Consider the following 14,453-nt stretch of genomic DNA (forward strand, 5'->3'; position numbering starts at 1 on the left):
CTCACTCCGCCGGTTTCGCCGAGGCCATTGCGCTGGGCGCGGGCTTGTGGCGTCTGGCCGAGAGGCTGCCCCACAGACCGAGCACGCCGCGCGGCAGGAACAAGGTGACCAGCACGAATAGGGCACCGAGCGCGAACAGCCAGGCTTCAGGCAGCACGCCGGTGAACCAGGTCTTGCCCGCATTCACGATCAGCGCCCCGAGCGCCGCGCCCACCAGCGTGCCGCGCCCGCCCACCGCCACCCAGATGACGATCTCGATGGAATTGGCCGGTGCGAATTCGCCGGGATTGATGATGCCCACCTGCGGCACATACAGCGCACCGGCCGCACCCGCGAGCATGGCTGAGACGGTCCAGGCCAGCAGCTTGTAGTTCGCGACTCGATAGCCGAGGAAGCGCGTGCGGCTTTCCGCGTCGCGCACCGCCACCAGCACCTTGCCGTATTTCGACGTCACCAGCGCCCGACACAGCAGATAGCCGGCCGCCAGCGCCACGGCAGAGAGGACGAACAAGGCAACGCGCGTGCCATCGGCGGAGATGGAAAAGCCGAGAATGTCCTTGAAATCCGTCAGGCCGTTATTTCCGCCGAAGCCCATGTCGTTACGGAAGAACGCCAGCATGAGCGCGAACGTCATGGCCTGGGTGATGATGGAGAGATAGACGCCCGTGACGCGCGAGCGGAAGGCAAACCAGCCGAACGCGAAGGCCAGCAGCCCGGGCACCACTAGCGCCATGAGGACGGCAAAGGGGAACCAGTCGAACCCGAACCAGAACCAGGGCAATTCCTTGTAGTTCAGGAACACCATGAAGTCCGGCAGGACCGGATTGCCGTAGACGCCCCGCGCGCCGATCTGGCGCATCAGATACATGCCCATGGCATAGCCACCGAGGGCAAAAAAGGCGCCGTGGCCCAACGAGAGCACGCCGCAATAGCCCCACACCAGATCCACCGACACCGCCAGCAGTGCATAGCAGAGATATTTCCCCAGCAGCGGCACCAGATAATTGGAAATGTGGAACGGATTGCCTTCCGGCACCACGAGATTGGCGATGGGCACCAGGATCGCGGCAGCGGCGACCAAGACGAGAAAGATCGCGCCTGGGCGATCCACGATGCCGAGGCCCTTCATGATTCCACCGCCCGGCCCTTGAGCGCGAACAGGCCGCGCGGGCGCTTCTGAATGAACAGGATGATGAACACCAGCAGCGCGATCTTCGCGAGCACGGCGCCCGCGAACGGCTCCAGCAGCTTGTTGGCGATGCCCAGGCTGAAGGCCGCCACCAGCGTGCCCCACAGATTGCCGACCCCACCGAACACCACCACCATGAAGCTGTCGATGATGTAGCCCTGGCCAAGGTTCGGGCTCACATTGTCGATCTGCGAGAGCGCCACGCCGGCAATGCCGGCGATGCCGGAGCCGAGGCCGAAGGTGAGCGCATCGATGCGCCCGGTTCGGATGCCCATGGCGCCGGCCATGCGGCGGTTCTGGGTCACGGCCCGGACATAGAGCCCGAGCGAGGTGCGTTTCAGCACCACGAGCAAGGCGAAGAATACCCCGAGGGAGAAGATGATGATGCACAAGCGATTGTAAGTGATGGACAATTGCCCGAGCTGGAACGCCCCGGACATCCAGGAGGGCGCGCCGACTTCCTTGTTGGTGGGGCCGAAGATGGTGCGCGTCGCCTGCTGCAACATCAGCGAAATGCCCCACGTGGCCAGCAGCGTCTCCAGCGGACGGCCATACAGGAAGCGGATCACCGTGCGCTCAATGACGATGCCAACGAGGCCGGTGAACAGGAAGGCCAGCGGCAGAGCGATGGCCAGCGACCAGTCGAACAGATAGGGCGCCTTGGTGCGGATCAATTCCTGAACCACAAAGGTGGTGTAGGCGCCGAGCATGACCATCTCGCCATGGGCCATATTGATGACCCCCATGACGCCGAAGGTAATGGCGAGGCCGATGGCAGCCAACAGCAGCACAGAGCCAAGCGAGAGCCCGTACCAGATATTTTGCGCCACGTTCCAGAAAGCGAGCGAGCGGTTGATCTTGGCTATTCCCGCATCGGCGGCAGTGCGCAGAGCGGGGGACGCATCCGCGGGGACGCCGGCGAGCAGAGCCAGGGCCTCCTGGTCGCCGCGATCGACGATGAGCTTCGTGGCGGCGATCCGCTCCGTCTCGGGAGCGTCGATTTTGGTCAGGATGATCGCGGCCTGGGCCTGGGCAAGCGCATCCTTGATGGCAGGATCATGCTCCTTGGCGATTGCCGCCTGAAGCGCTGGTAAAGCGGCAAGATCGCGCGACTTGAAGACGGCGCCTGCGGCGTCGAGGCGCTTCTGCGGGTCTGGGCTCACGAGCGCAAGCGCACCGGCGGCGGCTTCCACGGCACGACGGACGCGATTGTTGACACGAACCGTCTTGAGATCGGCGGGCGCGTCTGCGACCGCTGCACCGGTTGCGGCGTCGCTCAAAGCGCCTGCCTTAGACCTCACATAGACGGTCTTGGTTGCCGGATCGAACACAAGCCGGCCATCGCCCACCGCTTCCACCACTACGGCAGCCTGCGAATTTGAACTAAGGGCGAGAGCGGCAAGGCCCGCTTCCGTATCGGAATAGCTGTCGCCGGAAAACTTGGCGACCGCGGGCGCAATATCCGCGTTGGATTGGCTATGGCCTTCTCTCATGGAACCCGGCGCCATAGCCAGCAGCACCAGTGCGAGCAAGACGGACTGTGCCAACCGCATCAGGAATAATGTCATGTCAGCCTCGCCTCGAAGCGGGATAGTGCGCCGACTCTTGTTCGGGAGGGATGGGCCGCGGCGCGGCGTGTCTTCTCTCATCTCGGGGACAGCGCATTCTGTCGAAGGACTGCCCCACCGAACACGCGGGGGGGCAGATGCTTCTTGCCGATCAAGCTTTCGCGGTGAGGATGCTCACTTGGTCGCGGCGCCGAGGCAGACCTTCTTGACCGAGTCGTAATTCCCGCACTTGAGCTGCACCCAGTCGGCCACCAAGTCCTTCGACCCTTCGAGCTGCTTGGACCAGGCTTCGCCGGGGATCAGGTTCTCGGTCTTCCACACCACGTTGAACTGCCCGTTGTCCTCGATCTCGCCGATGAAGACGGGCTTGGTGATGTGATGATTGGGAAGCATTTCCGAGACGCCGCCGGTGAGGTTCGGCTGCTTGGTGCCGGGCAGAGCGTCGATCACCTTGTCCGGATCCACGGAGCCTGCCTTAGTGACGGCCTGCACCCACATGTTGAAGCCGATGTAATGGGCTTCCATGGGATCATTGGTGACGGCCTTCGGATTCTTCATGAAGGTCTGCCACTGCTTGATGAAGGCGTCGTTCTCCGGGGTCTTGATGGACATGAAATAGTTCCATGCCGCAAGATGACCCACGAGCGGCTTGGTATCGATACCCGCCAGTTCTTCCTCACCGACCGAGAAGGCAACAACCGGGATATCGGTCGCCTTGATCCCCTGGTTGGCCAGTTCCTTATAGAACGGCACGTTGGCATCGCCGTTGATGGTAGAAACCACCGCCGTCTTCTTGCCGGCTGAACCGAACTTCTTGATGTCGGCGACGATGGTCTGCCAGTCGGATTGGCCGAAGGGGGTGTAGTTGATCATGATGTCCTCGGACTTCACGCCCTTGGACTTCAGATAGGCCTCGAGAATCTTGTTGGTGGTGCGGGGATAGACATAGTCGGTGCCCGCGAGCACCCAACGCTCGACCTTCTCTTCTTTCGCGAGATAATCCACCGCCGGGATCGCCTGCTGGTTGGGCGCGGCACCGGTGTAGAATACGTTCCGCTCGCTCTCCTCGCCCTCGTACTGGACGGGATAGAACAGGATGGAGTTCAGCTCTTTAAAGACCGGCAGAACCGACTTCCGGCTCACCGACGTCCAGCAGCCGAACACGACCGCGACCTTGTCCTTGGTAATCAGTTCGCGCGCCTTCTCCGCGAACAACGGCCAGTTGGAGGCGGGATCCACGACTACCGCCTCAAGCTTCTTGCCGAGCACGCCGCCCTTCTTGTTCTGCTCGTCGATCAGCATCAGCATGGCGTTCTTCAGCGTCGTCTCACTGATAGCCATGGTGCCGGAAAGGGAATGCAGGATGCCGACCTTGATGGTCTCTTGTGCCTGCGCCGCGCCGATGCTAGCCGCCAATGCGGCAGCTGCCGCCAGTGTCCCGATGCCTTTGGTGGTCCGTCCCAGAAATTCGAGCATACGCTCTCTCCGTGTTCGTCGGCCGGCGCGAAGCCAGCGACTACAGGGAGCAAGGGGCGTGCCACAATTTGGACAAAGCCGTGAGCGTTGCGAGGCTTCGCACAACCGTAGCCCTACCTACGTGCATATTGCATGCAGACTTACGGGATTGATTAATAATAAGTCAGTCGCTCGTAAAACGGGCATTCAAAAATGCCCGGTTCGAGTGCATCGGAAGAGAGACATCCCTCCACCGCTTCCGGACACGGGCCGGTAGCTCAGAGCACGTTGAACAGATAAAGCAGCACGATAACAAAAAAGGGAACGCCGAGCAGCCACAGTGCAAAACCACGCATCGTCTTCTCTCCATTGAGTTTTAGTTCTCGGAATGAATAACGCTGCGTTTGGCGTTCGCGTTCCCCGCGACAGCCAGAACAAAGCTGTACGCTGCATCGCGAAAGGCTTGACCGCAGGCGCAGCAAGCTCTTTTGTGGCGCGTTTGTTCGCTGCGAGGAAAATCATGGACTCTCTGCTCGAAGGATACCGGCGGTTTCGCGAAATTGCGTGGCCTACCCATAAGGATCTGTTCGAGCGCCTTGCCGCCCGAGGCCAGAAGCCGCACACCTTCGTCGTTGCCTGCTCGGACAGCCGGGTCGATCCCCAGCTCATCTTCGATGCCGGACCAGGCGAATTGTTCGTGGTCCGAAACGTTGCCAATCTCGTGCCGCCTTATGAGCCCGACGGAAATTACCATGGCACCAGTGCGGCTCTGGAATTCGCCGTTCGGGTGCTGGAGGTGGAACGCATCGTGGTCCTCGGCCACGCGCAGTGCGGCGGTGTGCATGCCTTGCTAGAGGGCGCGCCGGCCGTCGCCCGCGACTTCGTGGCGAGTTGGATCACCATAGCTGCGCCAGCCCTTGAGGAAACACTCAACGCGAACCTGCCCCCGGAAGAGCGGCAGCGGTTCTGCGAACTGTGCTGCGTAAAGCTCTCGCTCGCCAATCTGCGTTCGTTCCCCTGGCTCGCCGAGCGCGTGGCCGACGGCCGGCTCTCTTTGCACGGTGCCTATTTCGGGGTGGCAACGGGGCGTTTGGAACTGCTCGGCAGCGACGATGAGTTCCACGCCGCATAATACCTTTGACCCATAGGAACCGCTGTCACACGCCTTTTACCGCTTCATCCTACAGGCTTGATTTGACATCGTGCATGCGAGCGAATGCCGGGCTGGGAGCTGAGCACCATGAAGCAGGATACGATCGACCCGGTGCAGGCGACGCTGTTGCCTGAGAATGCCGGACGCCGCCACGTCGCGGACATCGTCGAGTTCCTCAATCAAAAAGATCTGCCGGAGGTGGTGCAGTTCATCACCAGCCTGCCGCAGAAATGGGCGGTGGAGGTCCTCGACCAGCCCGATTTCGATCTGGCATGCGAGGTGATTGAGACGCTGCCGCAGGAAAAGGCGGTGGCTCTGCTCGAAGGCATGTCGGCCGACCGTGCATCGGACATTCTCCGCTGGGTCGACGACCCTGTGCGCGGCGAACTGCAACACCGTCTTGCGCCGGAGACGCGCAATGCCATCGCGCACCTGTTGACCTATCCTGAAAACACCGCCGGCAGCTTGATGACCACGGAGTTCGTCAGCGTTCCCGCGGATTGGACGGTTGAGCAGACATTGGTTCATCTGCGCGAGGTGGAGGCCTCCCGCGAGACCATCTACGCCATCTATCTGCTGGACCCGGCGTCCAAGCGGCTGGTCAATGTCGTGCGGCTGCGCCGGCTCATATCGGCCAACCCCGCCGATACCATGCTGTCGCTTGCCCAACCTTACGAGGTCATCACCACCAAGCCGCTGGCCGACCGCGAGGATGTCGCGCGACAAATGGCGAAGTACGACCTCATCGCCCTGCCCGTGGTGGACAGCACCCACCACCTGCTCGGTATCGTCACCTTCGACGACATGATCGACGCCATGATCGCGGAGCAGACTGAGGATGTGCAGCGCATGGGCGGCATGGAGGCGATCGATGAGCCGTACATGCAGATCTCGTTCATGCAGATGATCAAGAAGCGTGCCGGCTGGCTGTGCGTTCTGTTCCTGTCAGAAATGCTGACGGCAAGCGCCATGCAGGTCTATTCTGACGAACTCTCCAAGGCGATCGTACTGGCCTTGTTCATCCCCCTCGTCATGAGTTCGGGCGGCAATTCCGGCTCGCAGGCCACCTCCCTGATCATCCGAGCCCTCGCTTTGCGCGAAGTGAAGCTCGGGGACTGGTTCCGCGTCGTGCTGCGGGAAATCCCGACTGGCGTGGTGCTTGGCTCGATCCTCGGTGTGATCGGCATCATCCGCATCGCCGTGTGGCAGGAACTCGGCATCTTCGATTATGGCGAGCACTGGCAATTGCTGGCGCTCACCATCGGCGCCGCCTTGATCGGCATCGTCACCTTCGGCTCGTTCGCAGGCTCGATGCTGCCGTTCATCCTGAAGCGCGTCGGCTTCGATCCGGCAAGCGCCTCCGCCCCGTTCGTCGCGACCCTGGTGGATGTCACCGGCCTCGTCATCTACTTCAGCGTCGCCTACGCGTTCCTGCGGGGAACCATTCTCTGACTTAAACAAGCGCGAGCCGGCCCCCAGCGCCGGCTCGTCTCTCGCAAAACCCCTGCTCAGATCCATTGTCAGTGGTTGATCCACTGTCAGTGGTTGACGATGAATTTCATCAGCGCACCGTAGCCGCCCTCCCCCTCGCCGACAGGTGTTTCGTCACGAGCCTCAGCAGCAGCCGCCTCGGTAAGGTCACGGGCGGAAAGCTCGAAACCGCGAGAGGAGAGGAAGTTCACCGCATCGTCGGCGGTGACGAAACTCTGCACCGCTTCCGCCAGGGTCTCGCTCAAGGCGGTGTTGCCCGAGGCGTCCGCCTTCAGTCGCTCAATATCCGTATCGCCCATTCCGGCCTCCTGGTGGTTTCGGTCACAGTCACAAGCTCAACGGTTTCGCGCCGTCGGTGTTCCAGGGACATCCCGCCTTGCATCTTGAGCCGCGCTGCATCTGGACGGCGGCGGCACTTCCCGGCTACCTAACGCAACCGCGCACGACGGCCACAGGTCACCCATGGGTCAGATCGCATTTCTTCTCATCGGTTCGGAGTCCATGCGGCAGCGCTGGTTCGTGATGGCAGGCGTCGGCGCGCTGCTGATGGCCTGCGGTCTGTTCCTGATGGTCGACGCCATGGATGGTGTCACATTGCTTTCAAATGGGCTGCTGGGCTTCGTCTTCCTGCTGGAAGGGGTGTTCGCGATCTTCGCCACTCTTACCGGTCGGTCGGGTGTCAGTCGCATCATCTCCGCCCTGAAGGCCGCCGTGCTGATCGGGCTCGCCTATCTCATCATCCAGTTTCCCGACGCCAATATCTACATCGTAACCGTGCTGTTCAGCGCCGCCTTCGTGTTCGACGGGGCGACACGCATCGCCACCGCGAGCATCGTGCGGTTTCGCGGATGGCGCGTCGTGATTGCCTGGGGCGCATTCGAGATCCTCCTCGCGGCCCTGATCGCCGCCGACTGGCCGATCCCGCGCACCAAGAATATTCCCTTCTGTGTCAGCCTGCTGCTGACTTTCTCCGGCTGGGTGCTGATCCGCATGAGCCTGATGCTCAAGACCCTTGAGCCCGAGGCGGCGATCCTTACGCTGCCCATGTTCGGCGCGCGGGCCTGGTACGACCACGCGCCGATCCTGCTGGGGGACGACCCCGATCCCAAGTCCACCGAGCCGATGACCGTGCACGTTTGGACCCCGACCGGATCCGCCGATGTATCGGGCCGGCGAGTTCTGCTGGATCGCTATATCGCCGCAGTGGACCGCCAGGGCATGATCTCCACCGGGCACTCTGCACTGGAACTGCCACCGAATCTCTATATCAGCCATTATCCCGGCCATGAGATCGAGCAAGGCGCGGGCGCCTTCATGACCTCCCTGCGCGCAACGGCCGACAACGACCTTCCCGGCCGGTTCCAGCCGTCTTATGCCGAGGAGAGGGCGGCTTGGTGCGACGCGGACGCCCATGTGTCGTTCCGCAATTTCAATGCGCGCCGGCTGCGCGCCTTCTGGATCGGCTATCGCCAGGAGAACACTTACAATCTCACCAATCGCAACTGCTCGGTGGCGGTCGCCTCCGCGCTCGATGCAGCTTTGGAGGGAACCCTCGCCTCCCGATATCCCTGGCTGCGGCTGCTGCAATTGCTGTGTGATCCCGACTTGTGGGTCGCCGCGGCGATCCGCGCGCATGCCGAGGCCATGACCTGGACCCCCGGCCTCGTGCTCGATTATGCGCGGGCCCTTCATCGGCTGGTGGAGCCCACTGAACTTCCTTGGATCGAGCGGCTGAAGGGCGCGCTCGCCTTCCTGCTCCCCAAGTCGAAGGCCGCCGCTTCATGACCGACGCCAGCGCCCCAGCCCCGGCCCATCTGCTGTCACGTGGCGCAGTGATCCTCACCGCCATGATGTTCGGTCTTACCTACAGCCTGAGCGCGGCGCTGATCGCGCTCGACCTCGCCGCGCGCGGGATCAGCGATACCGTCATCGGAGCCAATGCGGCGATGCATGCTGTGGGCGTCCTCGCGACCGCTTTGGTGCTTCCACGCCTCGTCGCGGCCGCAGGCCCCCGTCGCCTGATCCTGTGCGCCCTGTGCCTTGCCGCACTCACTCTGATGGCCTTTCCCTACGCCCCGGCGATCTGGCTGTGGTTTCCGCTGCGCTTCGTGCTTGGAGCCGCCTCGGAATCCCTGTTCGTGCTTTCGGAAACCTGGATCAACAGCCTTTCGACCGAGCAGACGCGCGCCCGCGCCATGGCGGCCTATACCGCCGCCCTTTCCATCGGATTCGCGCTCGGTCCGCTGATCCTCTCTCTGGTGGGCGCGCAGGGCGTGCTGCCTTATGCCATCGGAGCCGGAATGGCCTTGGTGGCCGCGCTGTTCGTTTCCTCGCCCAAGGTGGAGGCGCCCGTGTTCGAGGCGCCGAGCCATTCCAACCCCATTCATTACCTTCGGCTGGCGCCGCTCGCCATGGGCGCCACGGTACTCAACGCCGCGATCGAAGCCGCGGGACTGTCGTTCCTGGCACTTTATGCGATCAATCTCGGCTGGGCGGAGCAGGACGCGGCGCGTCTGATGTCCTGCATGATGCTAGGCGCCATTGTGCTGCAGCTTCCCATCGGCTGGCTCGGGGACAAGATGAACCGCCGGCATTTGGTGGTGGGCCTTGCCGCGACCGCCGCCGGCGGCGCGCTGCTCTGGCCCCTGGCCCTCTCAAGCCCGGTCATGACCTACGGGCTGCTCTTTGTCTGGGGCGGAGCTTTCGTGGGAATCTACACGATCATGCTCACCGTGGTCGGCAGCCGCTTCCAGGGCAGCGCCTTGGTGGGCATCTACGCGGTCATGGGATTGACCTGGGGCGGCGGAGCATTGATCGGCCCCCTCGCGGCAGGGTTCGCCATGCAGATGACCTTGCACGGCCTGGCATTTTTCGCCGCCATTGCCTGCGGCTCCTTCGCGCTCGCGGCGCTGCTGATTCGCAAGGAAAGCTGAGCGGAAACAAAAATCCGTCGGCAGTCCGCGTTTTATTGCGACGCGGCCGACCCGGCGGGCTTGCCTCCGAACGTCATACATTCATGCTGGAGCGCTACAATAGCTTGAGTTCAACTACCCATGGGGCAGTGTAATGAAAGCAATGTGGGGTGCGCTCCTTCTCAGCCTGACCTGCGCTCTGTCGCCGGCCATGGCCCAAAATACTAAGGACCTGCCTGCCAATTCCGAGCCCATGCCGGCCGCCAATTGGCTGTTCGTTCAGGTGGCAGATTCTGTGAAAGTGGACGGCAACAAGCTGATCCTCAAGGGCATCGCGCCCCAGACCGTCATGTTCGCCGACCGCCCCGAGCGCATGACCGGCGACACCGCGACAGCAGATTTCGTGAAGTTCTGGACGGTCGGCAAGGACAGCTTCCAGAAGGATCCTCCCAACGCCACCGTCTCCGTGACCGTAGACGGCAAGAGTGACGTCTCGGTGGTTGAACTGACCAACCCGGAACTTACCGGCGATACGCTGACCTACACCATCAAGGTTCTCAGCGACGCTGGTCCCAAGTCTGGTGTGTCGGCGAGCCTGTTCATCGATTGGTGGGTGGCCGGGCGCGGCGGTTGCTACCGTGGCCCCTACGGCGGACTGCACTGCCGCTGGTGAACCACGCCATTTTAAGTGTGCGGGATTTATGTGCCCTAGCGTTGCGGCACTTGCCGCAACGCTAGGGCCAGCGCCGAGAGACGCCCGGCCTTTGGATCCCCGTATGTTGGCAATATACAACCGCCTTCGTCACATTCGTCCCAGGAATAGACGAGCAGGGATCGCGTGGCACAACTTTCCGGATGGGCATTGATGAATTCGAGGCCCGCAAGGATGTGGCGTCGAAACTCTTCAGGCGTCGCAATGTCGAAATAGGGGCTTTCGCGGCTCCTCTGCCCTTCCCAGGGCACGGGATTATCCAGGCGCGGACGAATATCCCACCCTGTCATGGCGATTGGGATGATCTGCTTCCTAGTCGCCGCAAGAGCCTGCCAGTAATTTTGTGTCTGCCGGTCCAGCTCTGCATATGTCTGGCGGCCTCGGCCGGACATTAAGGCCACATAGCTGCTGAGTCCGTCCGCGCCAACCAAATTCATTTTATCAAGCGTCGCGGGCCGGGTCATCGCGACAATGAAGGGGTCTACCGAGAGACGAGCGCGCACCGCTTTCTTGAAAGCCGCGAATGTCTCAGTCATCACTGCGACATCATTATTGAAAGACAAGACATCTTTACGACTGAATAATAAAAAAAGAAGAGGACGCCCCTCATTCATCGTCTTGTAATATTCGTTTTGCTTAAATTGAGATATCCAGAAATCGAAATTCTTTTCAACCGATGACGCCGAGAACGGCACACTTCCAATTACGGAAGCCGGTAAAATAGCACACCATTTCACTTTATTCTTCAAGGCGCTGCTTTGGTATAAAGTCCATGCGCGCCGGAGGCTGGACTCATTTGAATACCAACAAAACGCCCAATAGCCCACTTTAGCTTCCGCCGCGAGGCGAATTTCGTCGTCCATGTCGGCTTGGGTCCCGGAACACTCAATTTCCCCTTGCGCCGGGAAAGCGCAATGGTCGGGCGCGCGGTCCCGGTAAATTCCCGCAAGGTTGTTCTGGGCGAAAACGGAACTTCCAAACTTCGCATACCAAGCGTCCCATCGGATCAATCCGATGTCGAATTTTCCGGCGAGTTCCGCCGCCAAAGATCGGCGTGGCAATAGGGCAGCGCCGCTGGTGCCAATCAGGCCGCGGGTGAAATCTCGTCGAGTTATCAGTCCTTTATTCATGCTGCGGCCTCTTGCGCCTCAAAGCCCAGCCGCAGCTTCCTCGCACTCGGCATTGGCCAGGATGCTGGAGATCGATACCTGTTCAATCTCAGCACTCGCTCGGGGTTCCGAAGCTTGCACAATGGGAGCAACCACTTTCGGCGTGATCGGCGCACCGTCGTGCAGATCAAGCTGAATTTCCTCTCCCTCGCATTGGGACAAAAATGCGCTCATGACGGCGCGGATCGCGACGTCGCTCGGCTCCCGACGATCATTCTCGAAGAATTCATATGGTGCCTGCGGGCCCGTCACGATTTCATAGGCGGGAAAATAAACCACATCCGGCATGCGCATGGCCGCTTCCTCCGCCGCGACCCGCAACACAGATTTGCTGTAGGTGGTTGCGGTCAGGACATGACCTGAAGTCATTGTCGCAACCAGCGGCACCGGTGAGACTGTAAGAATAAACCGCATGGCCGGATTGAAAGTCCGCACCGCCTCGATAAAGGCAAACAGATCCTCTCTCACCTCATCAATCGTAAAATTGTGAAAGGAATGCCGCTCGGGATCGAATATTCCGCGAATAGTACCCGGACACGCGGGAAACACTGCGCCATCTACGGCTGACACCCACGCCTCTGTCAAACCAAGCGTGAAGATAAAAACATCGGCCTCTTCAAGAACGGTCTTCACATCGCTCAAATACTGAGCGGTCAAAATATCGAATTCGGCGTCGGAACCGGCCGGAAATCTAAGGCCAGGACGAAAAGGATCTATGACAACTCCCCCCTGGGCCCACCGATCCTCGCTCGGCTGAAACTTCCCCTGAACACGCTGAACGAGTTGCAATGCCTGTCTCGTTGTATATATGTTTCCATACCCAGCAGAAAATTTGGAATAGCTGAAATTATCTTCATTCATCTTTCCAAATTCAGCAATCGGCTCCCGCGCCTTGAAATAAGTTAATCCAGCTCGTTCCAGATAAGGCACGATATTGGCCGCGAAGCAGCTGCCTGCTGACGCTATCTTTTCAGGCCGTCGCAGCAGGGGCGCCGCGGACATCGCCACATCTTCGAGGCGCCAACCCTCACTCACAGCGCGCTTCCAAAATGCGCGAGATGGTGCTGATTTGTACGGATGATCCATTAGGTTAATCCAATTTTAACGCGCTTCGCAGATGCCCGAGGAGAACTTCTCCATATTTCGGATTGCCATGCGTCACATCATGGGCCCAAAATTCTCGTTTTAAACACCCATCGGGGTCTAGGACGAAGTTTGGCACAGGCAAGAACGTTGCGCCGGCCCTTTGAGCGATATCCGCCATCATCTGCTGAAGCAGCCGCCAGAGCTTCACCCTCACCGAGGAATCATTAATTTCAACGGTACTTACATCACGCCCTAATTTTTTCGCAGCATCTTGAAAATAGCGAGACCCCATCACAATTTCACGAATGAAATTGGGGTCGCCCTTACAAGGCGGCGTGCCCAGCACGACTATTCCGGCCGCACCACTCTCCTTCAACTTCGCCACAATCGAATCCAAGTGCATCAGCGATGGCTTGAAATATTCGGCAACCATTGACCGCGGGAGAACGCGAGCGCCTGGAAGCAACTCCCCCACCGCGCTTGGATCCCAGAAATCGAAGGACGGGCCTGATCGAAACAAAAATCCGGCATTGTGCTGATTGCCATTATAGACCAAAGCCACCGTCCGCCCCGGCACATAATTCAAGAGCGCGTCCCAATATTCGCGAGTTCGGTTCCCTCGCCACTCTTCCATCAGGAAGAGCATATCCGGAAATTTAGCGGCCGACTGTAATGAAACACCGCCCTTGTAGCTTTGCGACGCGCCCATCGCAAAAATATGCGAATGCCCAGCAACAATAACCTCAGAACCGACACCCGAAGCTTGCTCTACATGCATATCGTAACTCGCTGATCAAAATGAGCTTAGAAAACTAGATCAATTTAGATTTACATGCGACTTACGCACTCCAGAATGTTTATATTCTTGAAAGGTGTCATAATCGTCTAAAAAAATCAAGCTCACCGCACTGTGGCAATCTGTTGAGGCGGGCTCTGAGCCGTCGCTTCGCGCCCACAAAGACATAGGAAGCTGCCTCACGCATGATCGACGCCGCCTCGATCCGGACGCTCACCTCATCCGCACTGCGCAGCCCTACGCATTTGGTGAGGCTCGTAAGCGCGGAAAAGATAATGGCATCCATTTGACGGCAACTGAATGCCGATCGGAACGGAGCCCCCTTCGCATGGATCGCGGCATGAGGCCTTGAAAAGTGCCTGCTGACGATGCCGTCGCGCGCGATCGGCAAGGGTGCCGGGTAGCACCTAAATAATTTTGTGCCTGCCGGGTCGACTTCCGCGAAGTCCATATACGCCCCCTAAGGGCGAGACGCGGCTTTCAAGATCATCGGAAATCCCCTGGTCGGAGTGGCAGGATTTGAACCTGCGACCCCCACGTCCCGAACGTGCCGTTCTGCACGGAAACCCGCATGAATGCGTGATTTTCGTTTTTCCAGATTGGCGTTTATCTCGTTTTGTTCACGGTGTATCTGTCCCGTTTCTGTCCCCCAAGGAGTGCCCGCGATGACCATGACCATGGACGAGGCTCTGAAGCTCGCCGCTGAAGAGATCGAGGTGCTCCTGAGATCGGGAGATGAAGCCATTTTCTCAGCCGCAGAACGCCTGCCAGATGGGCGAGTAGACACCACCAAGCTCGCCGCGGCAATGGCTCGCGCGACCGAGCGGCTCGCGTCCGTCATTTTTAATGAGGCCAACGAGACGCTATCATAACCTGCCATGCACATGGACCTCGCCAACATGCGGGACAACGGGGTGCGGCA

General features: G+C 60.2%; 14 protein-coding genes. 6 read left to right on the top strand and 8 right to left on the bottom strand.

What is annotated here, in order from left to right; all coding sequences use genetic code 11:
* Position 1: 1 nt before the first annotated feature.
* From urtC to urtA, 3 genes are all read right to left on the bottom strand, one after another.
* The gene (gene urtC / locus V5F77_RS04945) at positions 2-1,129 is read right to left on the bottom strand and encodes an urea ABC transporter permease subunit UrtC (RefSeq protein ID WP_429004216.1); all 1,128 of its coding nucleotides are present in this window, start codon (positions 1,127-1,129) and stop codon (positions 2-4) included.
* Positions 1,126-2,757, bottom strand: coding sequence for an urea ABC transporter permease subunit UrtB (urtB, locus tag V5F77_RS04950; protein ID WP_429004217.1), 1,632 nt, complete (start codon positions 2,755-2,757; stop codon positions 1,126-1,128). Before urtB ends, urtC begins: the two co-directional genes overlap by 4 nt.
* A gap of 174 nt (positions 2,758-2,931) precedes the next feature.
* Positions 2,932-4,233, bottom strand: coding sequence for an urea ABC transporter substrate-binding protein (gene urtA / locus V5F77_RS04955; RefSeq protein ID WP_429004218.1), 1,302 nt, complete (start codon positions 4,231-4,233; stop codon positions 2,932-2,934).
* Positions 4,234-4,732: 499 nt separating this feature from the next.
* Between urtA and V5F77_RS04960 the strand changes: the two genes are divergently transcribed.
* Together V5F77_RS04960 and mgtE are read left to right on the top strand one after the other, a co-directional pair.
* Complete coding sequence (locus tag V5F77_RS04960; protein ID WP_429004219.1) at positions 4,733-5,344, top strand: carbonic anhydrase; 612 nt, start codon at positions 4,733-4,735, stop codon at positions 5,342-5,344.
* 108 nt (positions 5,345-5,452) lie between these two features.
* Positions 5,453-6,817, top strand: a complete 1,365-nt coding sequence (mgtE, locus tag V5F77_RS04965; RefSeq protein ID WP_429004220.1) for a magnesium transporter — start codon at positions 5,453-5,455, stop codon at positions 6,815-6,817.
* 86 nt (positions 6,818-6,903) lie between these two features.
* Here the strand turns inward: mgtE and V5F77_RS04970 are convergent, their stop codons facing one another.
* Positions 6,904-7,155, bottom strand: coding sequence for a hypothetical protein (locus V5F77_RS04970; protein ID WP_429004221.1), 252 nt, complete (start codon positions 7,153-7,155; stop codon positions 6,904-6,906).
* 163 nt (positions 7,156-7,318) lie between these two features.
* Between V5F77_RS04970 and V5F77_RS04975 the strand changes: the two genes are divergently transcribed.
* The 3 genes from V5F77_RS04975 to V5F77_RS04985 all read left to right on the top strand — a co-directional run bounded on the left by V5F77_RS04975 (position 7,319) and on the right by V5F77_RS04985 (position 10,441).
* Positions 7,319-8,641 carry an HdeD family acid-resistance protein gene (locus V5F77_RS04975; RefSeq protein WP_429004222.1) on the top strand — a complete coding sequence of 441 codons (1,323 nt, stop codon included), beginning with the start codon at positions 7,319-7,321 and terminating at the stop codon, positions 8,639-8,641.
* Positions 8,638-9,789: an MFS transporter gene (locus V5F77_RS04980; protein WP_429004223.1), complete on the top strand. Its 1,152-nt coding sequence runs from the start codon at positions 8,638-8,640 to the stop codon at positions 9,787-9,789. The genes V5F77_RS04975 and V5F77_RS04980 overlap by 4 nt, the downstream gene beginning before the upstream one ends.
* Positions 9,790-9,979: 190 nt before the next feature.
* Positions 9,980-10,441, top strand: coding sequence for a hypothetical protein (locus V5F77_RS04985; RefSeq protein ID WP_429004224.1), 462 nt, complete (start codon positions 9,980-9,982; stop codon positions 10,439-10,441).
* A gap of 35 nt (positions 10,442-10,476) precedes the next feature.
* Here V5F77_RS04985 and V5F77_RS04990 read toward each other — a convergent pair whose 3' ends face one another.
* The 4 genes from V5F77_RS04990 to V5F77_RS05005 form a co-directional block, all read right to left on the bottom strand.
* Positions 10,477-11,610, bottom strand: coding sequence for a hypothetical protein (locus V5F77_RS04990; protein WP_429004225.1), 1,134 nt, complete (start codon positions 11,608-11,610; stop codon positions 10,477-10,479).
* A gap of 18 nt (positions 11,611-11,628) precedes the next feature.
* Positions 11,629-12,735, bottom strand: coding sequence for a GSCFA domain-containing protein (locus V5F77_RS04995; RefSeq protein WP_429004226.1), 1,107 nt, complete (start codon positions 12,733-12,735; stop codon positions 11,629-11,631).
* A gap of 4 nt (positions 12,736-12,739) precedes the next feature.
* A complete protein-coding gene (locus tag V5F77_RS05000; RefSeq protein ID WP_429004227.1) occupies positions 12,740-13,513 on the bottom strand; it encodes a hypothetical protein in 774 nt (257 codons plus the stop codon).
* A gap of 97 nt (positions 13,514-13,610) precedes the next feature.
* Positions 13,611-13,982, bottom strand: a complete 372-nt coding sequence (locus V5F77_RS05005) for a hypothetical protein (RefSeq protein ID WP_429004228.1) — start codon at positions 13,980-13,982, stop codon at positions 13,611-13,613.
* A 214-nt stretch (positions 13,983-14,196) separates the two neighbouring features.
* On the opposite strand from V5F77_RS05005, the gene V5F77_RS05010 reads away from it, so the two are divergent.
* A complete protein-coding gene (locus V5F77_RS05010; protein ID WP_429004229.1) occupies positions 14,197-14,403 on the top strand; it encodes a hypothetical protein in 207 nt (68 codons plus the stop codon).
* Positions 14,404-14,453 lie beyond the last annotated feature (50 nt).

The sequence above is a fragment of the Roseixanthobacter psychrophilus genome, assembly GCF_043195195.1.
GTDB lineage: Bacteria > Pseudomonadota > Alphaproteobacteria > Rhizobiales > Xanthobacteraceae > NCEH01.